This is a genomic window from Paraburkholderia sp. BL9I2N2, assembly GCF_004339745.1.
Classification (GTDB): Bacteria; Pseudomonadota; Gammaproteobacteria; order Burkholderiales; family Burkholderiaceae; genus Paraburkholderia.
Map to the genome: position 1 here is coordinate 879,728 of NZ_SMGP01000002.1, position 25,940 is coordinate 905,667.

The 25,940-nt window shown below is 62.4% G+C and carries 17 protein-coding genes and 1 pseudogene; 5 read left to right on the forward strand and 13 right to left on the reverse strand.

Features of this window, described 5'->3' with window-relative positions; all coding sequences use genetic code 11:
- The first annotated feature begins 271 nt into the window (after positions 1-271).
- Positions 272-592, forward strand: a complete 321-nt coding sequence (flhD, locus tag B0G74_RS25905) for a flagellar transcriptional regulator FlhD (protein ID WP_028194930.1) — start codon at positions 272-274, stop codon at positions 590-592.
- 14 nt (positions 593-606) lie between these two features.
- Complete coding sequence (flhC, locus tag B0G74_RS25910; protein WP_007177883.1) at positions 607-1,176, forward strand: flagellar transcriptional regulator FlhC; 570 nt, start codon at positions 607-609, stop codon at positions 1,174-1,176.
- 159 nt (positions 1,177-1,335) lie between these two features.
- Here flhC and B0G74_RS25915 read toward each other — a convergent pair whose 3' ends face one another.
- The 10 genes and pseudogenes from B0G74_RS25915 to B0G74_RS25960 form a co-directional block, all read right to left on the reverse strand.
- A complete protein-coding gene (locus B0G74_RS25915; protein WP_132379360.1) occupies positions 1,336-2,664 on the reverse strand; it encodes an Nramp family divalent metal transporter in 1,329 nt (442 codons plus the stop codon).
- Positions 2,665-2,724: 60 nt separating this feature from the next.
- A pseudogene (locus B0G74_RS25920) lies at positions 2,725-3,928 on the reverse strand (acyl-CoA dehydrogenase family protein).
- Between the two features lie 155 nt (positions 3,929-4,083).
- Complete coding sequence (locus B0G74_RS25925) at positions 4,084-4,740, reverse strand: methionine ABC transporter permease (RefSeq protein ID WP_132377698.1); 657 nt, start codon at positions 4,738-4,740, stop codon at positions 4,084-4,086.
- On the reverse strand, positions 4,733-5,893 hold the full coding sequence (locus B0G74_RS25930) for an ATP-binding cassette domain-containing protein (protein WP_132377699.1): 1,161 nt from the start codon (positions 5,891-5,893) through the stop codon (positions 4,733-4,735). Before B0G74_RS25930 ends, B0G74_RS25925 begins: the two co-directional genes overlap by 8 nt.
- A gap of 15 nt (positions 5,894-5,908) precedes the next feature.
- Positions 5,909-7,318: an LLM class flavin-dependent oxidoreductase gene (locus B0G74_RS25935; RefSeq protein ID WP_132377700.1), complete on the reverse strand. Its 1,410-nt coding sequence runs from the start codon at positions 7,316-7,318 to the stop codon at positions 5,909-5,911.
- A gap of 40 nt (positions 7,319-7,358) precedes the next feature.
- Entirely contained in the window at positions 7,359-8,198 is an 840-nt protein-coding gene (locus B0G74_RS25940; RefSeq protein ID WP_132377701.1) for a MetQ/NlpA family ABC transporter substrate-binding protein, read from the reverse strand.
- A gap of 443 nt (positions 8,199-8,641) precedes the next feature.
- Positions 8,642-10,249 (reverse strand): efflux transporter outer membrane subunit, encoded by a 1,608-nt coding sequence (locus tag B0G74_RS25945; RefSeq protein WP_132377702.1) that lies wholly within the window; start codon positions 10,247-10,249, stop codon positions 8,642-8,644.
- Between the two features lie 13 nt (positions 10,250-10,262).
- Positions 10,263-13,448 carry an efflux RND transporter permease subunit gene (locus B0G74_RS25950; protein ID WP_132377703.1) on the reverse strand — a complete coding sequence of 1,062 codons (3,186 nt, stop codon included), beginning with the start codon at positions 13,446-13,448 and terminating at the stop codon, positions 10,263-10,265.
- 56 nt (positions 13,449-13,504) lie between these two features.
- Positions 13,505-14,755 carry an efflux RND transporter periplasmic adaptor subunit gene (locus tag B0G74_RS25955; protein WP_132377704.1) on the reverse strand — a complete coding sequence of 417 codons (1,251 nt, stop codon included), beginning with the start codon at positions 14,753-14,755 and terminating at the stop codon, positions 13,505-13,507.
- Positions 14,756-14,800: 45 nt separating this feature from the next.
- Positions 14,801-15,655 (reverse strand): alpha/beta hydrolase, encoded by an 855-nt coding sequence (locus B0G74_RS25960; RefSeq protein ID WP_132377705.1) that lies wholly within the window; start codon positions 15,653-15,655, stop codon positions 14,801-14,803.
- 183 nt (positions 15,656-15,838) lie between these two features.
- Here B0G74_RS25960 and B0G74_RS25965 point away from each other — a divergent pair, with 183 nt between their 5' ends.
- A complete protein-coding gene (locus B0G74_RS25965; protein ID WP_132377706.1) occupies positions 15,839-16,843 on the forward strand; it encodes a LysR family transcriptional regulator in 1,005 nt (334 codons plus the stop codon).
- A 234-nt stretch (positions 16,844-17,077) separates the two neighbouring features.
- Positions 17,078-17,386: a DUF4148 domain-containing protein gene (locus B0G74_RS25970; protein ID WP_132377707.1), complete on the forward strand. Its 309-nt coding sequence runs from the start codon at positions 17,078-17,080 to the stop codon at positions 17,384-17,386.
- 222 nt (positions 17,387-17,608) lie between these two features.
- On the opposite strand, the gene B0G74_RS25975 is transcribed toward B0G74_RS25970, so the two are convergent.
- Complete coding sequence (locus tag B0G74_RS25975; RefSeq protein ID WP_132377708.1) at positions 17,609-18,682, reverse strand: purine nucleoside permease; 1,074 nt, start codon at positions 18,680-18,682, stop codon at positions 17,609-17,611.
- A gap of 237 nt (positions 18,683-18,919) precedes the next feature.
- Between B0G74_RS25975 and B0G74_RS25980 the strand changes: the two genes are divergently transcribed.
- Positions 18,920-19,900, forward strand: coding sequence for an aldo/keto reductase (locus tag B0G74_RS25980; RefSeq protein WP_132377709.1), 981 nt, complete (start codon positions 18,920-18,922; stop codon positions 19,898-19,900).
- A 16-nt stretch (positions 19,901-19,916) separates the two neighbouring features.
- On the opposite strand, the gene B0G74_RS25985 is transcribed toward B0G74_RS25980, so the two are convergent.
- On the reverse strand, positions 19,917-20,822 hold the full coding sequence (locus tag B0G74_RS25985) for a cation diffusion facilitator family transporter (protein WP_132377710.1): 906 nt from the start codon (positions 20,820-20,822) through the stop codon (positions 19,917-19,919).
- Positions 20,823-20,976: 154 nt separating this feature from the next.
- The gene (locus B0G74_RS25990; protein ID WP_132377711.1) at positions 20,977-25,818 is read right to left on the reverse strand and encodes an NAD-glutamate dehydrogenase; all 4,842 of its coding nucleotides are present in this window, start codon (positions 25,816-25,818) and stop codon (positions 20,977-20,979) included.
- Positions 25,819-25,940: the final 122 nt, after the last annotated feature.

Below are 25,940 nucleotides of genomic sequence, written 5' to 3' on the forward strand. Positions count from 1 at the left end.
TCGCTAGGCATCGGCTATTACAGGACCGTGAAAGAGTTACCGAAATTTGATGTATCTTTTTGAGATATTTTTTTGAGAAGGGATTGATTTCTTGTTTTACCCTTCATACAATTCGTCCCAAGCTGTTACGAAATGTAACGCGATGTATCAAAAGGTCGCTGACTGTATCAGGCGGTGACAGTAGCCGGAGGACAACGTTTCCGGCGAGGCACAAAAGACATAACGGCAAAAAATGCCGACATAGTAATTCGGGGCTTCGGAAAACACAGAAATGGACCGTAGCAGCGAGACGCTGGATTCAATCCGCGAGATCAACTTGTCTTACATCATGCTCGCGCAACGTATGTTGCGCGAGGACAAACCGGTCGGCATGTTCCGGCTGGGATTGTCGTCGGAACTGGCTGATTTGCTTGCCGGGCTGTCGCTCGCGCAGATCGTCAAGCTGGCCGCTTCCGATCAGCTTTTGTGCTTCTTCCGCTTCAACGACCACTCGATGTTGTCGGCGTTGACGCAAACGACGAAGCACGCCGCCGTTGCACCGACTCACGCGGCGATCCTGCTTGCAGGCCAGCCGGCTGAACAGTTCGCTTAATCGAGGTGACTGCGATGCTCAAGCGTAGCCTGACGGAAGACGCACAGGAAGTATTCCGCGCCATTGCGCTGATCGAACTGGGCGCACGCATGCAAGTGCTCGAGAGTGAATTGACGCTCTCGCGCGATCGCATGATCCGCCTGTATCGTGAGGTCAAGGGCGTATCGCCGCCCAAGGGCATGCTGCCGTTCTCGGCGGACTGGTATATGACGTGGCTGGCGAACATCCACGCGTCGTTGTTCTATAACACGTACCTGTTCCTGAAGAACGAAGCGCGCTGCTCGCATCTGGATGCGCTGACCAAAGGGTATCGGCTGTATCTGGAACATTGCCAGCACAGCGAAACCGAACCCGTGCTGGACTTGACGCGTGCGTGGACGCTGGTGCGTTTCTTCGACGCCGACATTCTGCAATTGACCAAATGCTGCCGCTGCACCGGCAAGTTCGTGGCGCACAAGCACGATCTGCAACATAACGTGGTGTGTGGCGCATGCCAGCCGCCGTCGCGTGCCGGCAAGACGAAGAAAGCCGCGGCGGCTCGCCAGGAAGCGCTCGAAGCAGCGCAGATCGCGCAAGCAGCGTGATCACCTCGAAGAGGGCAGGTCCAGCCCGCTTCGAACCGAAGCCTTGATTAGAAAGTCCGCCTCCGCGCGGACTTTTTTTTCGTCCCCTCTCTGCCGTGGCGGTCGGCAGCGGGCAACCAGCGGCCGGCGGCCACACAAGGCACGCGTCGAAAGGCCGGATCAGCCGGCCAATCCCACCGTCTGCACCACCAGCCACAAATTCGCCGCACTGATCACCACGAACAGCGTCCACGCGACGAACCGCGTCAGCAGCGTGTTGGCGAATTCGCCCATCAACGAACGGTCGCTGGTCATGCGGATCAGCGGATAAAGCGCGAACGGCAATTGCAAGCTCAGCACGACCTGGCTGGCAACCAGCAGTTTGCCGACTGCGCCATTGCCCATCATCTGCACGCCGATCAGGGCGGGGATCAAGGCGAGTGCCCGCGTAATGAAGCGCCGTTGCCAGCACGGAATCTTCAGCTTCAGGAAGCCTTCCATGATGACCTGCCCCGCCACGGTGCCGGTGAAGGTCGAGCTTTGTCCCGAAGCGAGCAGGGTCACGGCGAACAACACCGCCGCGAAACCGGTGCCGACGATGGGCGCGAGCAGCTTGTAGGCATCTTCGATTTCGGTGACCTGATTGTGGCCGGTGGCATGGAACGCCGCGGCGGCAAGAATCAGGATCGCCATGTTGATCAGCAGCGCGAGCACCAGCGCGGCGATCGTGTCGATGCGCGACATGCTGATCGCCGAGCGGATGCTGGCGGGGTCGCGCTTCACCGCGCGTGTCTGCACAATCGACGAATGCAGATAGAGGTTATGCGGCATGACGGTCGCACCGAGAATGCCGATTGCCAGATACATGGGTTCGCGCGAACTCAAAGCCTGCCACGACGGAATCAGCCCCTGCGCGACCGACGGCCAATGCGGCTGCACCAGCGCCAGCTCGATGATGTATCCCACGCCGATGGTCGCGATCAGCCCGAGCATGATCGCTTCGAGGTCGCGAAAGTTCTTGCCCTTCAGGCCGAGCACGATCAGCGTATCGAACGCGGTCAGCAGGACGCCGGTGGTCAGCGAGCATTTGAATAGCAGATGGAAGGCGAGCGCGCCGCCCAGTACTTCGGCCAGGTCGCACGCCACAATCGACAGTTCCGCGAGCAGCCACTGAAAGCGCGCCACAGCCGGCGAATAACGATCTCTCGACAACGCCGCGAGATCACGCCCGGTCGCGATGCCAAGGCGCATGCTCAGGCATTGCAGCGCCATCGCCGCGAGACTCGACAGCATGACGACGAACAGCAGGCTGTAGCCATAGCGCGATCCGGCCTCGATGTCGGTGGCCCAGTTGCCCGGATCCATGTAGCCGATCGAGATCAGCAGGCCGGGCCCTGCGAACTGCAGGATTTTCTTCCAGAAAGGCGCGCCTTGCGAGACGGCCACCGAGCCTTGCACTTCGGATGGGCAAAACGGCGCCGTTGCGGTGGTCGGTAATTTGAACTGCAATCCGGGAATCTCTTGAAGGGGATCAAACACGGCGCCTCGTACAGGCCGCCGCGAACCGCCTCAAGTGTACAAAGAAACTTCCGGCAACGCGCCGGTGAGCGCGTACCGGCCGACGTCGCGCACCCGATAGTCGAGCGGATCATGCAGCGTATGCACACGGGCGTTGCGCCAGAAACGGTCGAGCGCGAGCGGCGCGTGCGTGGCGCGGGCGCCACAGGCATCGAACAGTTTTTTCGCTGACGTCGAGCGCGGCGCGATGCGCGACGATCTTCGCCTCCGACGTGGCGAGCGCAACCTGCGCGCGTGTTTCAGCGCTAAGCGATGGGCCTTGCTGCCAGGCGTCCTCGAGCAACCAGGCCGCACGCATGGCCAACGCTTCCGCGCTCACTGCCTGCAGGCGCATCTCGCCGAAACGCTGGATCAGGTAGGGATCGTCGGTGGCCTTGTCGACGCCGGAATAGATCCACGCCTTGCCGTGTTGCGTGACGTAAGCACGCGCTTCGTCGAGCGCGCCTTGCGCGATGCCCACGAACAGATTCGTCAGCACCTGCTGCGAGATCAGCGTGCGCAAACTCGCGTGCGGTGTGTCGGGCCGCACCATCACTTCATCGGGTTCGAGCTTGACCCGCACGAAGGACACGCTGCCGCTGTCGGTCTGCCGCTGGCCGATCGGATTCCAGTCCTCGTGAACGGTGATACCTTCGCGCGTGGTCGGCACCACGCCGAAGACCGGTTTGCCGGTGAGCGGATCGTGTGCGGAAACCGTCATCATGTGCGAGCCACGTGTGCCGGAGCAAAAGCCTTTCTGGCCGTCGAGCAGGTAGCCGCCGTCATCCGTTGCACTTGCAACGAGTCGCGTGTCGAGCGGATTGACGGCGTTGCCCCACCACCATCGTTCTCTCACGGTGCCGCCGAGATAGCGGGCACGTTGTTCTGGATTGCCCCATACATTGACGCTGACCACCTGCAAGCAGGTGAAGCCCAACAGATGCGCGAGCGCGCTGTCTACTTGCGCAATCTTGCGGATCGTCTCGTAGATGTCAGGCCAACGCGCGCCGAGGCCGCCGAATTCGCGCGGCACCGCGAGCGTGAGCAGCCCCGCGTCGGCGATCCATTGTTTCTCCTGCGCGGCATGGCCGCCATCGATATCGCGCTGCGCGGCACTGGCGTGCAATGCGTCGAGCAAACCCGTGAGATCGCGCACCGCCGGCGCAGCGAATGCCTGAGGCGTTTGCAACGCATCGGCATGACGAGGATCGTTCATGCAATTTCCACGTGAAGAGATTTTGGGCGAGCGGCGGCAAGCGGCACGCCTACCGCGGCGCTCAATGCCCTAGCTAGCATGATAGGCCTTGATGTAGGCGCCGCAAACTTGCGCGGTTATTCTTCATGCAAATAGCGGCCGCGCGGTAAATACGATCACGTCCGCTGCGCAAGCCGCCGCGCGAACCGGTCGCCGACGAACTGCACGGCCGTGACGATCGCGATCAGCAGCACGATCACCGTCACCATCACAGTCGTATCGAAACGCTGATAGCCGTAGCGGATTGCCAGATCGCCAAGGCCGCCGGCGCCGACCGCGCCCGCCATCGCCGACGAACCGATCATCGCCACCACGGTAATCGTGAAGCCGCCGAGAATGCCCGGCAGCGCCTCGGGCAAGAGCACATGCCAGATGATATGCCGGCGTTGCGCGCCCATGGCCTGCGCGGCTTCGATCAAACCGCGGTCCACTTCGCGCAGGCTCACTTCAGCCACGCGCGCGAAAAACGGAATCGCCGCGATACTGAGCGGCACGATCGCCGCCCATACGCCGATCGTCGTGCCGATCAGCAAACGCGTGAGCGGCAGCAACGCAACCAGCAGAATGATGAAGGGCGTCGAGCGGAACGCGTTGACGAGCGCACCGAGCGTGCTGTTCACCGCCCGCTTCTCGAAGATGCCGCCGCGCGTCGTCGTGACCAGCACCAGCGCCAGGGGAATGCCGACCAGCGCCGCGACGAATGCGGACACGCCAACCATGACGATGGTGTCGCGAATCGCGTCGGCGAGTTCGGAAAGCCACAACTCAGACATAGCCCAATACCTCGACATGGTTGGCGTAACGGCGCGCGCCTTCGAGCAGCGTCGCGATCTGTTTCTGCACGGTGGTGCCCGCATTCGCACGCACTTGCGCCGACACGACAAGGCGCCCTTGCGCATGCCCCTGAATCCGGTCGATGCCGCCATGCACGAAACTCACGTTTCCGCCTTCGACACTCAACGCCGCGGCAAGGCCACCGAGATCGGGCTCACGCGCATCCACACCGGTGAAACGCACGTCCAGCAGAATCTGCGCATCCACTTGCGCGATGTCGTGCAGCGGCTTGACCCGTTCCGCAAGGTCCGTCGGCAAGTCATGCACCAAGGTCCGCAACAACGCGCGCGTCGCATCATGTTGCGGATCGCCGAACACGCGCCACACGGGGCCGGTCTCCACCACCTCGCCGCGCTCGATCACCGCAACCGTATCGCAGACCTCGCGAATCACCTGCATCTCGTGCGTGATCAATACGATAGTCAGGTTCAGGCGCTGATTGATATCGCGCAGCAGCGTAAGAATGGCTTGCGTCGTTTCCGGATCCAGTGCGGAGGTGGCCTCGTCGCAAAGCAGAATGTCCGGGTCGGTGACCAACGCGCGCGCAATGCCGACGCGCTGCTTCTGGCCGCCGGACAAACTCGCCGGATACGCGTCGCGTTTGGCGGACAAGCCCACCAGTTCCAGCAGCGCATCGACTTTTTTATCGATCGCCGCTTTTGGCACACCGGCGATTTTCAGCGGCAACGCAATGTTCTCGCGCACCGTCTTCGCCGAAAGCAGATTGAAGTGCTGAAACACCATGCCGATGCGCCGGCGCAACGCCACGAGGCCGCGCTCGTCGAGTTCGCCGACGCTCACGCCGTTCACGCGCACCGCGCCTGAACTCGGTTTCTCCAGGCCGTTGACGAGCCGCAACAATGTCGACTTGCCCGCACCGCTGCGGCCAATGATGCCGAACACTTCGCCTCGCGCCACATTCAACGTGACGTTGGCGAGCGCCGCAGTCGACACGCCGCGCGCGTTGGCGAACACTTTGCCGACATCGTCGAATATCACGGCGGCTTGCGTCGCTGTCTGATCCGAACCGGAATGCACAGCGAGAGACGGCGCGTCTTCGATGAATAGCGGCACGTCGAAAAGATTGGCCATGGTTTCGCTCCCCTCTTACGCTTCCGCAGTGGCCGGCGCGGCGGCTTGCACCCGGCGACGATGCTGCGCACCCGCATGTACGTCGGGCAGCCGGGCACGCCCGCCGCCGAACAGTTTCTCGCGTAGCGTCGGCGCAGGATCGTAATCCTCCTTGTACACGCCGCGATTCTGCAATTCCGGCACCACCAGATCGACAAAGTCTTCGAACGATTCAGGCATCACGGTGCGCGTCAGATTGAAGCCGTCGACGCCCGCTTCCTCGATCCACGACACCAGTTCATCCGCGATCTGCTGCGGCGAGCCGACCACCGGCTTTGCGCGTCCGCCGAGCGTCATCTGTTCGAGCACTTTGCGTTTGGTCCACACGCCGCTCACGCTCTTCTTCGAAATCGCCTCGACGGCCGATTGCATCGACTCGGTCTTCACGTAGGAGATCGGTTCGTCCAACTCGTATTGGGAGAAGTCGATGCCGGTCGAACTGGAAAAATGCGCGATGCCGCCTTCGGCGCTCGCATACCGGCGATATTCCTCGAATTTTTCCTGCGCGGCCCGTTCTGTTTCACCGACTACAACGGTGATGCCCGCGAAGATCTTGATGTCGTCCGGTGCGCGGCCGAAACTCACCGCACGTGCGCGGATGTCATCGACAATCGAGCGCGTCAACTGCTTGTTCTGACCGCCGACGAACACGCATTCCGCGTGACGCGCCGCGAAATCGACGCCACGGCTCGACGAGCCCGCCTGATACAACACCGGCGTGCGTTGCAGCGACGGCTCGCTCAGATGAATCGCGTCGATCGAATAGTACGGACCGTCGTGCTTCACGCGATGCACCTTGTCCGGATGCGAGAAGATGCGCGCCGCGCGGTCGCGCACCACGGCGTCGTCTTCCCAGCTCTGTTCCCACAGCTTGTAGACCACGTCCATGTAATCGTCGGCACGGTCGTAGCGGTCGTCGTGGCTGATCTGCTGCGCGAGGCCCATGCCGCGCGCCGCGCTGTCCAGATAGCCCGTCACGATATTCCAGCCCACTCGGCCTTTAGTCAGATGGTCGAGCGTCGACATGCGGCGCGCGAACAGATACGGCGGCTCGTATGTCAGATTCGACGTGACGCCGAAACCGATGTGTTTCGTCACGTGCGCCATCGCGGGCACGATCAGCGACGGATCGTTGATCGGAATCTGCACCGATTCGCGCAGCGGCGTTTCCGGGCCGCCCTGATAAACGTCGTACACGCCGACGATATCCGCGAGAAAGATGCCGTCGAACTTGCCACGCTCCAGCGTTTGCGCGAGGCTCGTCCAATAGTCGAGATCGGTGTAATGCGCCGAACGGTCGCGCGGATGCGTCCACAACCCGTGATTGATGTGGCCGACCGCATTCATGTTGAAGGCGTTCAGCAGGATCTTTTTCTTGGCCATCATGCGGCTCCTTTGGCTTTCCGGTTTCGGCTAACCGCGCGGGTTACCAGGCAACGGCGTAGAGATTGCCGAACGCCTTGTCGAGTGCGGCGCGCACTGCCGGCGAATGCTGATAGATCGAGATGAACTTGCGGATACGCGGATCGTTCGCGCTTTCCGGACGCACGACCCACTGGATCGCGTAGTTCTTGTTTTCCAGGCCGTCGAACAGCAGCGCGCTATTCGGATCGGTGGTGCCGGCGAGCTTGATGAAACTCGGGTAGCCCTGTGCGAGATCGACGTCGTCGAGCGAACGCGCCAGTTGCGATGCTTCGAGCTGCACGATCTTCAGGTGCTTCGGGTTGTCGATGATGTCGAGCGTGGTGGCGCGATAGTCGATGCCCGGTTTCAGCTTGATGAGACCGGCGCGCTGCAGCAATAACAGGCCACGTCCGCCGTTGACCGGATCGTTGGCGATCGCGACCGTGGCGCCGTCTTTCAATTCGTCGAAGCGTTTGATCTTCTTCGAATACAGGCCGATCTTCATGATCGTGCCCGGTGCGATCGCGACGAAGTTATAACCGCCTTGCTTCTTTGCATTCTCGAGAAACGGAATGTGCTGGAAGTAGTTGACGTCGATGTCCTTGTTCGCGAGCGCCGCGTTCGGCGTGTTCCAGTCGGTGAATTCGATGATCTTCACGTCGAGGCCCTGTTCTTTCGCTTCGCGCGCGGCGATTTTGAGCGCTTCGATTTGCGGACTGGTCGCGGTGCCGATTTTCAGCGTGGGCGAGTCGGCCGCTGAAGCGGGCACGGCCTGCAACGCGAGTGCGAGACCGAACGCACTGATGAGCGAGACAGCCGGTGTGTGGAAAAAGCGCTGCACGGTGGATAGAAAAATGCGCATGGTGAACTCGTGAGTTTCGGGCGTGGTTCGATTCGAGGCGAGCCGATCCAGCGGCATGCGCCGAAGCGTCTACAAAGGGAGCCCCTTCGAGGCGCAATCAGGCTTGCCGGATAGGTCGGGCAACGGAAAATCCACTACGTGCGGCTTAAACCGCGCGTGGCAGCGACAGGACGCGCAATCGGGTCAGCTCGGACAGCGGAAGGTCGGACAGGTCATCGCCTCTCTCCAGATGAGGTGCGACTCATCATAGTGGGCGGCAAAGCGGCGGTCTACGAAGGGATTTTCGGAAGGAAAGCGGGAAAAATGATTTGGGCGTGACCGTGCGTCGTGGCTGGTCCTTCGCCGCGTTACTCCCGCTTTTCCGAGCAATTGTGTTAACGAAAAAACGCCGGGCCGCGCTTTCGCGCGACCCGGCGTCTACCGCTCGACTCTGACTTGAAAACTTACTGCTTCGCTACCTGCTGGGCAGAAGCGGAAGCGAGCACAGGACCAGACGCAGCCACCGGCGCAACCGCACCCACCGCCGTATCCGACGCCGTCACATCACCCCAACCGCCGCCCAGCGCGCGAATCAGATTGACCGTCGCCACCGCTTGTGTACCAGACAGATGGCTCGCCTGCAGTTGCGAAGTCAGCACCTGCCGTTCACCATCGATCACATCCAGATAGCTCACTGCGCCCTCCGTGTACTGCGTACGCGACAAGTGCGCCGCCCGTTGCGAGGCCTGAACCGCATCGTTCTGCTCGCGCATCTGATCGTCGAGCAGACGCAAATCGGCCAGGTTGTCCTCCACCTCACGGAATGCCACCAGCACCTGCTGACGATACTGCGCCACGTCCTCGTCATACTTCGAACGGGCCTGCGCGAGGTTCGCCTTGCGGCGGCCGCCGTCGAACAAAGGCAGCGTCAACGCCGTGCCGGCAAACGGCCCGAGAATGAACGCGCGGCTCGACCACTTGAACAGATCGCCGAGCGTCGCCGATTCAAAGCCTGCCGCGCCGGTGATATCGAGTTTCGGGAAGAACGCCGACTTCGCGAGACCGACACGCGCATTCGCCCCCTGCATCGCCCGCTCCGCCGCAGAAATATCCGGCCGGCGTTCAAGCAACGCCGAAGGCAAGCCCGGCGGCACACGCACCGTCACCGGCGCGAGCGGCGCTTCCGCGAACGAGAAATCCGCCGGCGGCTTGCCGAGCAGAATCGCGAGGCTATGTTCCGACGCCGCCCGCTGACGCGCCACACCCACGGCGTCCGCACGCGCACTGGCGAGTTCATTACGGGCCCGCGATACATCCAGCTCGCCGATATCGCCTTCCTTGAAACGCCGCTGGACCAGCTTCAGCGTGTCCTCGCGCAATGCTACGGTACGGCGGTACAGGTCCTGATCCGTATCGAGCTCACGCAACTGGAAGTAGTTCTGTGCGACGTCCGCCTGCAGCGACAGTTGCACCGAACGGAACAGCGCTTCGCTTTGCTGCTCGTCCGCACGCGACGCGTTCACGTTCGAGCCGACCCGCCCGAACAGATCCGCTTCGTACGATACCGTGGTTTGCGCGCGCCAGATCGTGCCGGTGGTGCCACCCGCGCTATCCGGCTGGAATTGCGACGCTGCAGAAGCGCGCTCGCGCGTCGGGCCAAAGCCCGCGTCGATCTTTGGGAACCAGTCAGACTTCGCCGCCTGCGTCACCGCACGCGCCTGCTGCACGCGCGCCGCGGCCGCCTTCAGGTCCTGATTCGCGGCAGCAGCCTGCTCCTCGAGCGCGTTGAGTTGCGGGTCGCCGAAAATCGTCCACCATTCGCCACGGTGCGCGTCGTCGGCGGGCTGGGCCTGCTTCCACGTACCGTTGTCCTGCGCCGATGCACCCGGCGCAGCCGAAGGCGCTGAAGCAGCCGACGTTGCCGACGCCGCAGGCGTTTCCTTGAACGCAACCGGCGTATCCACCTCCGGCCGCTTATACGTAGGTTCCAGGGAGCAGGCGGCGAGCAACGCGACCAGCAAACCGCTGGCAGCCGCCCGGCCCCACCCGCTCAAAGATTCAAAGCGTTTCATTATTGTTTTCTCCTCAGGCGTCCGTCACCGGCGAGCCATAGTGCGGCGAATCTTTCTGCGCGACGTGAATCGTTCCACCCGCCAGCGTACGCAGCACCACATAGAACACAGGGGTCAGCATCAGACCGAACAGCGTGACGCCGAGCATGCCGAAGAACACCGCGATCCCCATCGCATGACGCATCTCCGAGCCAGCTCCGCTCGACAACACCAGCGGCACCACGCCCATGATGAAAGCGATCGACGTCATCAGAATCGGCCGCAAACGCAAGCGGCTCGCCTCGATTGCCGCTGACAGCGGCGTATGCCCGTCATGCTCCAGTTCGCGAGCGAACTCGACGATCAGAATCGCGTTCTTCGCCGACAAGCCCACCAGCACCATCAAACCGATCTGCGTGAAGATGTTGTTATCACCCCCCGTGAGCCACACCCCGGTCAGCGCGGACAGCACGCTCATCGGCACGATCAGGATCACCGCGAGCGGCAGCGTCAGACTTTCATACAGTGCGGCGAGCACGAGGAACACGAGCAGCACGCTGATCGGGAACACCCACAAGCCCGCATTGCCGGCCAGAATCTGCTGATACGTCAGGTCGGTCCACTCGAGCTTCACACCGCGCGGCAAGACTTCCGCCGCCACGCGTTCGGCCGCGGCTTGCGCCTGCCCCGACGAGAAGCCCGGCGCCGGTCCACCGTTGATGTCGGCAGCCGTATAGCCGTTGTAGCGCACCACCATTTCCGGACCGAACGTCGGCGTCACCGTCACCAGCGACGACAGCGGCACCATATCGCCCGCGGCGTTGCGCGTCTTCAGTTGCAGGATGTCGTCGGCGCGTTGACGGAACGGCGCGTCCGCCTGCACCCGCACCTGATACACGCGGCCGAAGCGGTTGAAGTCGTTCACATACAGCGAGCCGAGATAAATCTGCATCGTGTTGAACACGTCCGTGACCGGCACGCCGAGTTGCTTGGCCTTCACGCGATCCAGGTCGACGTTCAATTGCGGCACGTTGATCTGATAGCTCGAGAAGGTCGGGCCGAGTTCAGGCGTCTGCGCGGCCTTCTTCACGAACGCCTCCGCTGCCTTGTTCAACTCCGCGTAACCGAGCGCGCCGTGATCCTCCAACTGCATCTTGAAGCCGCCGAGCGTGCCGAGACCGAGCACGGGTGGCGGTGGGAACACCGCGACGAACGAATCCTTGATCGCACCGTATTGCTGGTTCAGCGCACCGGCAATCGCACCGGCCGAGAGTTTCTTGTTGCCACGATCCTTGAAGGGCTTGAGCGTGACGAACACGATGCCCGCGCTCGAGCTATTCGTGAAGCCATTCACCGACAGACCCGGGAACGCCACCGCGCTCTCCACGCCCGGCTGCTTCAGCGCAATCGAGCTCATGTCGCGAATCACTTTCTCCGTGCGATCCAGCGACGCACCGTTCGGCAATTGCGCGAAGGCAATCAGATACTCCTTGTCCTGCGCCGGCACGAAGCCGCCCGGCACGACGCGCGAGATCAGCACGGTCGCGCCCAGCAGAATCGCGTACACCGCGAGCATCGCGCCTTTACGGCGCAGCACGCCGGTCACGCCGCGGCCATACTCCGTCGAACCGCGATGAAAGACCTTGTTGAAACGCTTGAAGAAACCGCCCAGCAGGCGATTCATCACACGCGTCAGGAAGTCTTCCTTGGCGCCGTGGCTGCGCAACAGCATCGCGGACAACGCCGGCGACAAGGTCAGCGAATTGAACGCCGAAATCACCGTCGAAATCGCGATGGTCATCGCAAACTGCTTGTAGAACTGGCCCGTCAAACCGGTCATGAACGCGAGCGGCACGAACACGGCGACGAGTGTCAGCGCGATGGCGATAATCGGTCCGCTCACTTCCTGCATCGCCTTATAGGTCGCGTCGCGCGCACTCAGCCCGTTTTCGATATTCCGCTCGACGTTCTCCACCACCACGATCGCATCGTCCACCACGATCCCGATGGCGAGCACCATGCCGAACAATGACAACGCGTTGATCGAAAACCCGAACGCGAGCAGCAACGAGAACGTCCCGACGATCGACACCGGCACCGCGATCAACGGAATGATCGAAGCACGCCACGTCTGCAGGAACACGATCACGACGATCACCACCAGCGCAATCGCTTCGAGCAGCGTATGCACGACCGCCTCGATACTCGAACGCACGAACTGCGTCGGGTCGTAGACGATCTTGTATTCGACGCCCGCCGGCATATCTTCCGCGAGTTCCTTCATCGCGGAGCGCACCTGATCGGAAATCGCGAGCGAGTTCGCGCCCGGCGCCTGGTTGATGGCGAGCGCCACCGCCGGCTTGTTATCGAGCAGCGAACGCAGGCCGTATTCCGACGCCGCGAGTTCGATCCGCGCAATATCTTTCAGGTAGGTCACGCCGCCGTCCGGCGTGGTCTTGACGATGATGTCGCCGAATTCACCCTCGGTCCTCAGACGGCCACGCGCATTCACCGACAACTGCAATTGCGTGCCCGGCACCGAAGGCGATGCGCCGATCACACCGGCCGCCACCTGAATGTTCTGCTCACGGATCGCGTTGACCACTTCGGTCGCCGTCAAACCGCGTTGCGCCACTTTCTGCGGATCGAGCCAGACGCGCATCGCGTAGTCGCCCGAACCCCACAACTGCACTTCGCCGACGCCCTGAATCCGTGCAAGCCGGTCCTTGACGTTCAGCAGCGCGTAGTTGCGCAGATACGTCATGTCGTAGCGATTGTTCGGCGAGATCAGGTGGACCACCATAGTCAGCGTGGGCGAACTCTTGATCGTCGTGACGCCGAGCCGCTGCACGTCTTCCGGCAGACGCGGCAGCGCCTGGTTGACGCGGTTCTGCACGAGCTGCGTCGCGAGGTCCGGATTGGTGCCGAGCTTGAAGGTCACCGTGAGCGTGAGATTGCCGTCGCTATTCGCCTGCGACTGCATGTACAGCATGTTCTCGACGCCGTTGATCTGCTCTTCGAGCGGCGCCGCGACGGCTTCGGCGATCACTTTCGGGTTGGCGCCCGGATATTGCGCGTGTACCACCACCGAAGGCGGGACCACTTCCGGGTACTCCGAAATCGGCAGCTTGAAGAGCGCAATGATGCCGCCCAGCAGGATCAATACCGACAACACGCCGGCAAAGATCGGCCGATCGATGAAGAATTTGGATATGTTCATGGGAAGCTCTTAACGTTGGAGCATGCGCCGCGCAATCAGGCCGCGGCGCGCGAGGCTCACGAATTCTTGTCCGCTTTGGTGCGCGTCTGCGATTGGGCCTGCGATTGCGACTGCGGTTGCGTCTGCTTCTGTGCGAGCGGTGCGCTGTTCGGATCGTCATCCGTGGTCATCGGCACCATGTGTGCGCGCACCGAATCGCCCGGACGCACACGCTGGATGCCGTTCACGACGATCCGGTCAGTCGCTTTCAGGCCGCCCTTCACCACGCGCAGATTGCCCTGCATGCCGCCCACGTCGATCGAGCGATACACGACGTGATTGCCCTGATCGACCACCAGCACGAACTTCTTGTCCTGATCGGTGCCCACTGCGGCGTCGTCGATCAACAGCGCCGGATGCGGTTCGCTGCCGCCCACTTTCACGCGCGCATACAAGCCAGGAATCAGCGCGCCGTCCTGGTTATCAAAACGCGCACGCACGCGGATCGTGCCCGACGACGTGTCGAGGCGGTTGTCCACCGACTCGATCACGCCGCTGCGCGAGTAGCCGCTTTCGTCCGCGAGACCGAGTTCCACCGGCACCTTGCTGCCGTCTTTCGCGCGGCTCAGGTATTGCAGGTAGGTTTGTTCGTCCGCGTCGAACGATGCGTAGATCGGCGACACCGACACCAGCGTGGTTAGCGGCGCCGCGGTCGCGCCCGCCGAGATCACGTTGCCCACCGTGATTTCCGCGCGCGACACGCGGCCCGAAACCGGCGCGACAATCTTCGTGTAGCCGAGATTGATGCGGGCGGTTTCGAGCGCGGCTTGCGCGGCCTTCAGGTTGGCACTCGCTTCACGCGCGGCGTTCTGCTTCTCGTCGTAGTCACGCTTGGCGATCGCGTTATCGGTGATAAGACGCTGTGCGCGCTCCCAATCGCTTTGCGTGTAGCCCGTGCGCGCCTGCGCGGCGGCGAGCTGCGCTTCGGCGCGATCCACTTCGGCGGCATACGGACGCGGGTCGATTACGAACAGCGTGTCGCCTTTCTTCACGAGCGCACCGTCCTTGAAGTTGACGGACACGATCGTGCCCGGCACCTGCGAACGCACGTCCACTTTCTCGACGGCTTCGAGACGGCCCGAGTAGCTCTGCCAGTCGGTGATCGTTTTTTGCACCACCGTGGCCACATCGACTTCCGGCACGATGGTCGGCGCGGCGGGCGAGCTCGCGTCCACGCGAATCGCGCCGAACGTGCCCAGCCCGGCCACGACGATGACGGCAAGTGCGGCAATCGCCACGCGGCGACGGGAAAGAGGAAGGATAGTCATGTGAAGCTCCCGAGATCGTTGATTAAAGTTCTGCTTATTTCTGTTTCAGCGATGGGCGCATGCATCGAAGCGCCACTGAAAAAATCGCACCGCTTCCTGCAAGGCGGGCGGATGATCGGCCAGCGCGGCATGCGACACGCTCGGATAGCGGACCACCTGGGTCAGCACACCCGCGTCGATCAGACTGCTGGCGTATTTCTCCGCTTCCACATGCAGCACGTCGTTTTGCGCCGTCGCGATCAGCGTGGCCGGCAGGCCCGCGAGCCGCGACGATTCGAGCGGCGCGGCATACGGATGCATGCGCTGCGACGCTTGCGGCAGATACGCGCGATAACACGCCGCGCACTCTTTCGCGGTGATGTCCGAGCCGAGGCGCTTTTCGTCGCCCAGACGCGTGAGGCTCGGATCGAGCATCGGCCCGAACAGCGCCTGCGCGGAAATCCGCACGTCACCGCGATCCCGCGCGATGAAAGCGAGGCAATTGGCCAATTGCCCGCCCGCATCGTGGCCGGCTACGCCGACCTTCTTGCTGTTGCCGCCGAACGCACGCGCCCGCGTTTGCACCCACAGCGCCGCGCGGTGCGCGTCTTCAGGCGCGGCGGGAAACGGAAACTGCGGCGCCAGCGAGTAATCGACCGACACGACCAGGGCCGGTAAGTGTTCTGCGAAATACCGCGAGGCGAAGTCCGCCTGGTCGATCGATCCCTTCGTAAATCCACCACCGTGGAAATAAAGCAGTACCGGCAGTGCGGTTTTCTTTTCCTGCCGGTACAGACGCAACGTGATGTCCTGCGCGTGCCCTTCGATCTGCACGTCAGTGACTTCGAGTGCCGTGCTGTCGGCCTCTGCCGGGCTGCTGCCGGCGGGCACAAAGGAGTACGGCGGTTTAAATGCTTGCATGTCGAGCCGCGCAATGCGCATAGAACTTCAATGGTGCGAATTGTGGGTTCGGCAGACTCGTAAATAAATGCCTATAATCCGGCAACACAATTCGGCGCCCCTGAACAATCGAATGCGATTGTCTGCGGATTCGCGGTGGAGTCCATTCCTGCTCAGTGCGCCAGCCCCTATTGGAGGTCTGCAATGGACCGGCTTCAGGCCATGCAAGTGTTCACGCGTGTCGTCGACACCAACAGCTTTACCCGCGCAGCGGAAACGCTCGACCTGCCGCGCGCATCGGTTACCACGATTATTCAGAACCTCGAAGCGTTCCTCGGCACGCGTCTGATGCATCGGACCACGCGCCGTTTGTCGCTCACGCCGGACGGCGCGGCGTACTACGAACGCTGCGTGCGCATTCTCGCGGACGTCGAAGAGACCGAGGCCAGTTTTCAAAGCGGCAATAAAAAGCCGCACGGCAAGCTGCGCATCGACATGCCGGGGTCGATCGGCCGCTTGCTGGTGATTCCTTCGCTGTGTGAATTCCACACGCGCTATCCGGACATCGACCTGCAACTCGGCCTGACGGACCGGCCGGTTGACCTGCTGCAGGAAGGCGTGGATTGCGTGGTGCGGGTCGGCGCGCTACAGGATTCCTCGCTGGTCGCGCGTCGGATCGGTTTGTTCGAGGGCGTGACCTGCGCGGCCCCCGACTACATCGAGCGCGCGGGCATGCCGACTTCGCTCGACGACCTGGAGAATCACAAAGCAGTCAATTACTTTTCGAGCCGCACGGGGCGCACGATCGATTGGGCCTTCATGGTTGATGGCAAAGAAGTCGAAGTGAAAATGAAGAGCATCGTCTCGGTGAACGACGCGGACGCTTACGTGACTTGCGGGTTGGAAGGCTTCGGCCTGATTCAGCCTGCGCTCTTCATGGTGCTGCCGCATCTGCGTTCGGGCCAACTGGTGGAAGTACTGCCGGAGCTGAAACCTTTGCCGATGCCAATTTCCGCAGTCTATCCGCACAGCCGGCATCTGTCGCCTAAAGTCCGCGTTTTCGTAGACTGGATCGCGGAGCTGTTCGACCGTTGTCCGTTATTGAGTGGACGTGGCAGTCTCGACGCAACGTGTACGAAACGCACTTTCGAAGAACGCGAGTCTGCTCCGATGCTCGACACGCCGGTGATAACGGAATGGGTCGCTTGATACGCGCGAGTTGAAGGACAGAATCTGGAACAGTGAATTCCAACCGCGGCTCTAATGCCGCGGTTTTCATTTGCGACAACGCCCGCAAGGCGTTTCACGAAGCGTTAACGCGATTGTTCCGAAATCGCGACAATTCATTTCGCGAAAGCGCGATTTATCCACACTGCCTCGAAGTCTACATTTCACCCTGTCGCAGCGCCGCTCGTGCTGCAAACGAATCGACAGGAGTGAATCATGAAACGCAATCTCTTAGCAGGTCTGGCTCTTTCGCTGCTCGTGAGCGCACCGGTGTTTGCACAAAGCAGCAGCGGCGGCATTGGCCGCGCCGGCACTTATGAAACACTGCCGACTCCGACCGCCAGCGCGAAGACGCGTGAAGAAGTGAAGGCCGAACTCGTCGCGGCCTATCGCGACGGCTCGCTGCCCGCACTGAATCGCACGACGTATCCGAACAAAGGCCTGATCGGTCAAACCCAGGCCGAACGCATCGCGCTGCAGGAAGGCACGGGCGGCGACGTCACGCGCGTGGCCAACGGACAGTAAAACCAGCTTGCCGCAATGATTCGGTTTCCAGAAGAAATAGTCGTTGCGGCGCCATTCATGCACTCTTCAAAAAGGAGCTCATCATGACACCCTCGGAACTCGACCATTGGGATACCGACACCCCTGTGTGGACGCCGTACCGCGCGCCGCAACACTAAGTGTCGAAAGTAGCAGCAAGTGCCCGCGGACCCGGTCCGCGGGCACAGTCGCATTTGCAAAGACCTAGCGCCTCGGCACGCCGTCGCGCCACTCGCCCCAGTGTGTGGAGATATCCTGCACGAGCGGATTGCCCGAGAGGAACAGGTTCTGGATGGCGATCGTAAAGCCGCCTTGCGCGGCGTAGTTCAGCAAGTTGTCCGCACTCGTCTGCCCGTCGTAGGGCCGGTCGAAATCGGAGCCCGCCCGCAACACGGCAACCCGATTCAAATCGACTTTATGGACTGAAGCCGCGCGCTTGAGCGCCTCGTAAGTGGCGTTGTCCTCCTGCTGCGTGGTGCAGTAGACGCCCTTTCCATCGGTCAGAATCTTGGTCCAGTCGCGGGCTCTCTGCCCGAGGAGCGTGCCTGACCACCACGTATCACCGGCCAGCGTATCGCATTGAATGACAGTCGGCGGCCGATTGGCTGGTGCGTACGAGTACTTCGCCCGTGCAGCCTGAGCCTGCGGGTTATCGGAAAGCGTCACGTTGCGAGATAAGGCGAACGCCGTATGCGCGAGCCGGGGGTTCAACTGGAACACTTCGGTGCGGTAGTCGAGCGGCGGCTTGGCCGAAGGACTCGTGGTGTTGATGCCAAGGTAGCCGGTATCCCAGCCGGGCGGAATCTCGCGCCCGTCGATCTCCCATTGAATCCCGAAGTCGACCAGATAATTCGCCCACGCGGCGGAGCCCACCGTGCCCTGCTGCGGATCGATCCCGGCAATGCCGGCGACCATGAAGTACGTATGCCGCAAATCGAAACGCGGCGAGAACGTCAGCGCCATGATCGACGCAGCGGCGTTGCTATGCCCCATGCCGGTGGTCATCACGCACACGTCCTGCTTGTTGCAATGGACGGTCGGGTAATCGGGCGACAAGCCGTCCACCGCAATCTCGCGCCAGGGTCCGAGGTTATCGAGCCATACCTGCCCCTCCGGCCCGAACATCGAAATGATCATCACCTTGACGGGCTGCCCGCGCGAGCCGCCGTCGCCGTGCGAGAAACCGTCGTTGTCGTCCGCACTGGCCGGTCCGGACGAAAAGGCCGCGCAAGCCGCGAGGGTAATGGCGCAGACGGCGCCGAGTGAGCGAGTCAGCATCGTGATCTTCCTTTTTTTGCTTGTGATGCAGGTTGGGAGAAAGTGCTGCTTTCAAGCCGGAAGAAGTATAGGTGCGAAGAAATTATTTTCCACTACACGATGCGGTATCGATCGACGTCTCTGAACGCAGTAGGGCAAAACCATGCGAATCGGTTCAGCACGCTTTCTTCGGCGTTTTCTTATAATCGATAGTCCCCAGCGCACCGCCTTTGTGCACTTCACAACAGGAGCACCACGATGGACTATGTGAAACTCGGCCGCACCGGCCTTGATGTATCGCGTCTTTGTCTCGGTTGCATGAGCTACGGCGTGCCGTCTCGCGGCACGCATCCCTGGTCGCTCGACGATGAGGCCGCGCGCCCCTTCATCAAACAGGCGCTCGATCACGGCATCAATTTCTTCGACACCGCCAACGTCTATTCCGACGGTACGAGCGAGGAAATCGTCGGCCGGGCGCTCAAGGACTTTGCGAAGCGCGACGAGATCGTGCTGGCCACCAAGGTGAATAGCCGCATGCATCCGGGCCCGAACGGCGCCGGCCTGTCGCGCAAGGCGATCATGTCCGAGATCGACCACAGCCTCAGACGCCTCGGCACGGACTACGTGGACCTGTACCAGATCCATCGGTGGGACTACGGCACGCCGATCGAAGAAACCATGGAAGCGCTGCACGATGTCGTGAAGGCCGGCAAGGCGCGCTACATCGGTGCATCGTCCATGTATGCCTGGCAGTTCGCCAAGGCGTTGCATGTGGCTGAGAAGAACGGCTGGACGCGCTTCGTGACGATGCAGAACTACGTGAATCTGCTATATCGCGAAGAAGAGCGCGAAATGCTGCCGCTGTGCGAAAGCGAAGGTATCGGCGTGATTCCGTGGAGCCCGCTCGCGCGCGGCCGCCTGACGCGCGACTGGAACACCGAAAGCGCACGCTCCGAGACCGATGAATTCGGCCGCACGCTCTATGCGCAGACGGAAGACGCGGATCGGCGGATCGTCGAACGGGTCAGCCAGATCGCCAGGGAGCGCGGCGTGCCGCATGCCCAAGTGGCGCTGGCGTGGGTGTTGCAGAAGAAGCCGATCACCGCGCCGATCGTCGGAGCGACCAAGCTGCATCATCTCGACGACGCGGTGGCCGCGCTCTCCTTGAACCTGAGCGCGGACGAAATCCGCCAGCTTGAAGAACTGTACGTGCCGCACGCGGTGGCCGGGTTCCAGTAAGCGACGCACGTGCCGCTCAAATGCGCGGCACCTCGGGTTCGAAAAACACCCAGCGGACTTGCGGGAACGTGGCCTGCAAGTCCGCTTCGATCACATTGATCGCATCGACCATCGCGCGGCCGCTCGCGTAGTCGATCATTTCCGCCTGCACGGCCACGACCACATGACGGCCCCATTGCAGCGTAATCATATTGATGATGCTGCGAATCTCGGTGCGCCCGCGCAGATGCGCCTCGATGGCGCGCCGCACTTCGGGGCTCGCCGATTCGCCGACGATCATCGACTTCACTTCACGCGCCACCAGCCACGCAATCAGCATCAGCAGCAAGCCGACACCGATGGAGCCCAACGCGTCGTAGACAGGATTGCCGGTCACCATGGTGAGCAGCACGGCCACGAAGGCCATCGCCAGGCCCGCCAGCGCGGCGATATCCTCGCCCGCTACCACCAGCAGTTCGGATTCGCGCGTCTCCCGAAACCAGTGCCACATGCTTTTGTCGGGATGCGTCTTGCGGATTTCCTTGACGGCGCCCCACAAGGAGAGCGCCTCGAGCACCACCGACACGCCGAGCACCACCAGCGCCACATAGGCATACTGCAACGGCTCGTGCACGAACAGACGATGCACGCCCTCATACACCGAGAACGCGCCGCCGACAAAGAACAGCAGAAGCGCGACCAGCAGCGAATAGAAGTTGATCTCGCGCCCGCCGCCCATGGGATGCAGCGGGCTCGCCGGCTTGCGCGCTTCACGCAGACCGAAGAGCAGCAGCAGTTGATTGCCGCAGTCGGCGGTCGAGTGGATAGCCTCGGCGAACATCGAGCCGGAACCGGTGAACGCGGCAGCCGCGAACTTGCAGATGGCGATGCCGAGGTTGGCGGCGAGCGCGTAGAAAATGGCTTTCGGCGATTCTTCTTTCATCGTCGTGGAAGGCGTCCGTGAGTTTGCAAAGAGCTTTCGGTGAGCAACAGCCCGTATTATGGCCATGCCGGGCGGCATGCGTCCAACCGGGTGTTGTTTGCACCGCGCTCCGCTTGCGCTCTACCTCGTTCGCCTTCCCTCGCCTTGCGCCGTGTTATGCCCTTTCGAGCGCCGCCATTTCACGCACGATCACCAGCAGCATCGACAGACTCGCGCCGCCGGTGGCCCGCAGATCAGCCAGGAGGCGCGCGTAGCGCTCCAGTTGCGCGGTGCGCTTCTCACGCCATGCCTCGACCAGCGCCTCGGGTGTGGATGCTTCGTCAGCGTTGGCCAATGCGCTCGTCGTCAACGCGCGTTTGAGACGCGCGATGTCGGCCAGTGCCGTCGCTCGCGCCAGCATGTCCCAGTGCGTGGGCGCCGGCAACGCGGCCGCGCGTTCACTGATCCAGCCGGAATTCAGCAGCGTGCCGAGAGCGAAATAGACACCGGCCACCAGTTCGAGACTGCGCCCGGAGGTCGACGCCACTTCGGCGATATCGAGCAACGCAGCCGAAATCTCGCCGCTCGCGATCCGCACCGCCAATTCGCTATCCACACCGGCGTCCGCGAACACGCGCTGCCGCTCGGAGAGCGCTTCGAGATCGGCGCTCGGCAAGAGCGCAGGCCATTGCGGCGCAAGGCGTTGCGCCGCGTCGCGGCAACGCGCGAGCAGGCCGGCCACGTCGCGGTCGCTGACCGCGCCCGATTGCAGTTGCCGCAGGAACCACAGCGCGGAACGCTCGACGAGCCGCGCGACTTCGACGAACATGCGCGCCTGGATGTCGTCGGCGACGCGGTTGTCGAGCGCGTCGATACTGCGCCAGACGTCGTCGAGATCGAACACGTCGCGCGCCATGATGCAGGCCCGCACGATGTCGCCGGGCTGCGCGTCGGTTTCCTCCATCAGCCGGTGCACGAACTCGCAACCCACCCGATTCACCAACGCGTTGGTCAGATGCGTCGCGAGAATTTCGCGGCGCAGCGGGTGGCGCTGCATCGGCTCGCTGAAGCGCTGCCGCAACGGCTTCGGAAAGTATTCGACCAGCATGTCGCTGACGAGCGGGTCTTCCGGTATCGACGATTCGAGCAGCGCGTCGTACAGCCACATCTTGCTGTAGGCGAGCAGCACGGCGCGCTCCGGCGTGGTGAGCCCCTGTTTGGCGGCTTGCCGTTCGGCGACTTCTTCGTCGGTCGGCAGAAACTCGATCACGCGATTCAGACGCCCCGCACGTTCGAGGTAGCGCATCAGGCGCGCTTCCGCATCGAGCAGTTCGACGCCGTAGCGGCCCGCAATCGACAGCGCCTGCGTCTGGTAGTAGTTGTCCTGCAACACGAGCAAGCCGACTTCGTCGGTCATTTCGGCGAGCAGTGCGTTGCGTTGCTTCTCCGTCATTTCGCCATCGGAGACGACGAGCCCCAACAGAATCTTGATGTTGACCTCGTGGTCCGAGCAGTCCACACCCGCGGAGTTGTCGATCGCGTCGGTATTGATCCGGCCGCCGCGCTGCGCGAACTCGATGCGCCCAAGCTGCGTGAGACCGAGATTGCCGCCTTCGGCCACGACCTTGCAATGCAGATCGGCGCCGTTGACACGGATCGCGTCGTTGGCGCGGTCGCCGACTTGCAGATGCGTTTCGCGGCTCGCCTTCACATAGGTGCCGATGCCGCCGTTGTACAGCAGATCGACCGGCGCCTGCAGTATCGCGCGCATCAATTCAGCGGGCGCGAGCGCCGGCGCGCTGATGCCGAGCACCGACTGCACCGCAGGCGACAGCGGAATCGTCTTGGCGCTGCGCGGAAACACGCCGCCGCCCGCCGAGATCAGCGAAGGGTCGTAGTCGGCCCAACTCGAGCGGTCGAGAACGAACAGGCGCCCGCGCTCGGCAAGACTGGCCGCCGGATCGGGATTCGGATCGAGAAAGATATGCCGATGGTCGAACGCGGCCACCAGCTTGATATGCGGCGACAACAGCATGCCGTTGCCGAACACGTCGCCGGACATATCGCCCACGCCGACCACCGTGAAGTCCATGGTCTGCGTATCCACGCCCATTTCGCGGAAGTGCCGTTTGACCGACTCCCATGCACCGCGCGCGGTGATGGCCATTTTCTTGTGGTCATAGCCGACCGAGCCGCCCGATGCAAAAGCGTCGTCGAGCCAGAAACCGTATTCCTGCGAGATCGCGTTCGCGTAGTCGGAGAACGTGGCCGTGCCTTTGTCGGCGGCGACCACCAGATAGGGATCGTCGGGATCGTGGCGCACCACGTCGGGCGGCGGCACCACTCTCGTGACGGCAAGATTGTCGGTCAGGTCGAGCAGGCCGCGCAGGAAAGTCTGATAGCAGGCAATGCCTTCACGCATCCATGCGTCGCGTTCGGTTTGCGGCGGCGGATTCTTCACCACGAAGCCGCCCTTCGAACCGACCGGCACGATCACCACGTTCTTCACCATCTGCGCCTTCATCAGGCCGAGCACTTCCGTGCGGAAGTCCTCGCGCCGGTCCGACCAGCGCAGGCCGCCGCGCGCCACGCGTCCGCCGCGCAAATGCACGCCTTCCACGCGCGGCGAATATACCCAGATTTCGAACATCGGTTTCGGCTCGGGTAAGCCGGGCACCTGCGCGGGATCGAACTTGAAGGACAGATACGGCTTTGGATGTCCGTCGGCGTCGAAGCGATAGTAGTTCGTCCGCTTGGTGGCTTTGATGACGCCGAGAAATTGCCGCAGTATGCGGTCTTCGTCGAGATTCGGCACCTGGTCGAGCGCGCTGTCGATCGAGCGCAGCCAGCCGTCGACGCGCGCCTCGCGCGTCTCGCCCAATACCGGATCGAAGCGCGCGATGAACAGTTCCACCAGCATGCGCGCTATCGCCGGATTGCCGGTCACCGCGCGTTCGATGTACGCGTCGCTGAAGGTCGAGCCCACCTGCCGCAAATACTTCGCGTACGCGCGCAGGATTGTCACCTCGCGCGCATTCAATTGCGCGCGCAACACGAGTCGATTGAAATCGTCGCTTTCAATCGCGCCGGTCCACACCTGCTCGAACGCTTCTTCGAAGAGATCCTTCACGCGCTCGATGTCGAATTCCGCGTCGTCCGCGAGTTCGAGGCCGAAGTCGTGAATCCACGCGGGCGTCGCGCCCAGCGCCTCGATCAGATAGGGCCGCTCTTCATCGACACGCACGCCGAGATGTTCGAGCATCGGCAAACTGCGCGACAAGGCGATCGGCAAACCCGCGCGATACACCTTGAAGCGAAACGCGCGCGGGCCCAATTCGATCGGGCGGTACAGGTTCATGGCGAGCCGCTCGCTGCCTTGCACGCGTTCGATCAATTCGATATCGCGCACCGCCGTGCGGGCGGGATAATCGTCGCGATAGCCGGCGGGAAACGAATCGCCGTAGTGTTGCAGCAGACGGTTGCCCTGCTCTTCGCCGAAGGCGTCGAGCAACGCATCGGCGAGATCGTCCTGCCAGCGGCGTGAGACCTGCACGAGCCGCGCTTCCAGTTCGCGCGTATCGACGTTGGGCATGCCGCCCGGCTTCGCGTGCACGACGAAGTGAATGCGCGCCAGCGTGGACTCCGACAGCAGCGGCGTGAACTCGACACTCTCGCCGTTGAACGCGTCGGCCAGCAGATTGGCGATGCGCTGGCGCAGATCGGTGTTGTACTTGTCGCGCGGCACGAACACGAGGCACGAGACGAAACGATCGAAGCGGTCGCGCCGTACGAACAGCCGGGTGCGCTGATGCTCCTGCAAACGCAGCACGCCTAGCGCGATATCGTAGAGCTGATTCTCTTCGGCCTGAAAGAGTTCGTCGCGTGGATAGGTTTCCAGCACCGTGACCAGCGATTTCGCGAGATGACCTTTCGGCAGGAATCCGGCTCGTCTCACGATATTCGCGCATTTGCGCCGCACGATAGGAATCTCCGCGGCGGACACGAAATACGCCGTGGATGTATAGAGACCGATGAAACGCCGCTCGCCGGTCACCTTGCCGTCAGGGCCGGTCATCTTGATGCCGACATAGTCCAGATAGCCCGGCCGGTGTACGGTAGCCCGCGAATTGGCCTTGGTCAGAAAGATCGGCGACGAACCGGAAATGATCTCGGCCGCGGCCGGCGGCAAGGGTGTGATCTCGGCGGCGCCGGCGGCCCGCAATGCATCGCGCAGAATGCCCAGACCCGAACCCGGCACCGCGCGCAGGCCGTAGCCGATATCGTGCTGCACCAGTTCGTAATCGCGCTGGCCGAGAAAGGTGAAATGATCGGCCACCATCCATTCGAGGAACGCGCGTGCTTCCAGACCTTCTGGTCCGCCCTCGCCGGCTTTCATGCCTTTGATCGTGACGCGCGCGAGTTCGACGATCTTCGGCCAGTCTTCGACGGCCGCCCGCACGTCGCGCAACACCTTGGCGATTTCGTCACGCAGCGCGTCGAGTTTTGCGGCATCGCCGCAACGGTCCACCTCGAAGTGGATGAACGAGGTCAACTGCGAGCGCGTATCGGTCGCTTCTTCGGCACCCTGGATCAGCCGCGCGATACTGCCGTCGGGCGCACGCCAGATGCGAAACACCGGATGCACGACGGAATGCAGCGCGAGGCCCTGCCGGTTGACCGCCATCGAGACGGAATCGACCAGAAACGGCATGTCGTCATTGACGATCTCGATCACCGTGTGATCGGAGTGCCAGCCGTGCTGTTCGAGAATCGGGTTATAGACGCGCAGCCGTTCGGCGCCGGGCACGAAGCGCTGTGCCGTTTGCCAGTGCGCGAGCGCCGCGCCGTAGAGATCGGCAATCGAGCGGCTTTGCAGATCGTCGGCGTCGACGAAATCGTAGTAGTGCCGCAGAAAGGTCTCGACGACCTTGAAGGTTGGCTCGGGCAGGCGCCCTCGCGCAAATTCGACGACATCGTTCAGCAAGTGCGTGACGGCTTCTTCGTTCTTTGCTTGCATGATCAACTCCCCCGGCTGGGCGGCAATGGCGGGTATCGCTTGATACTCGCCTTGATTCGCATGCATCGTCTGAAGGGGAATTATGCACCTGCCGACCGGTATGCGACGGCTGACCGCACTTA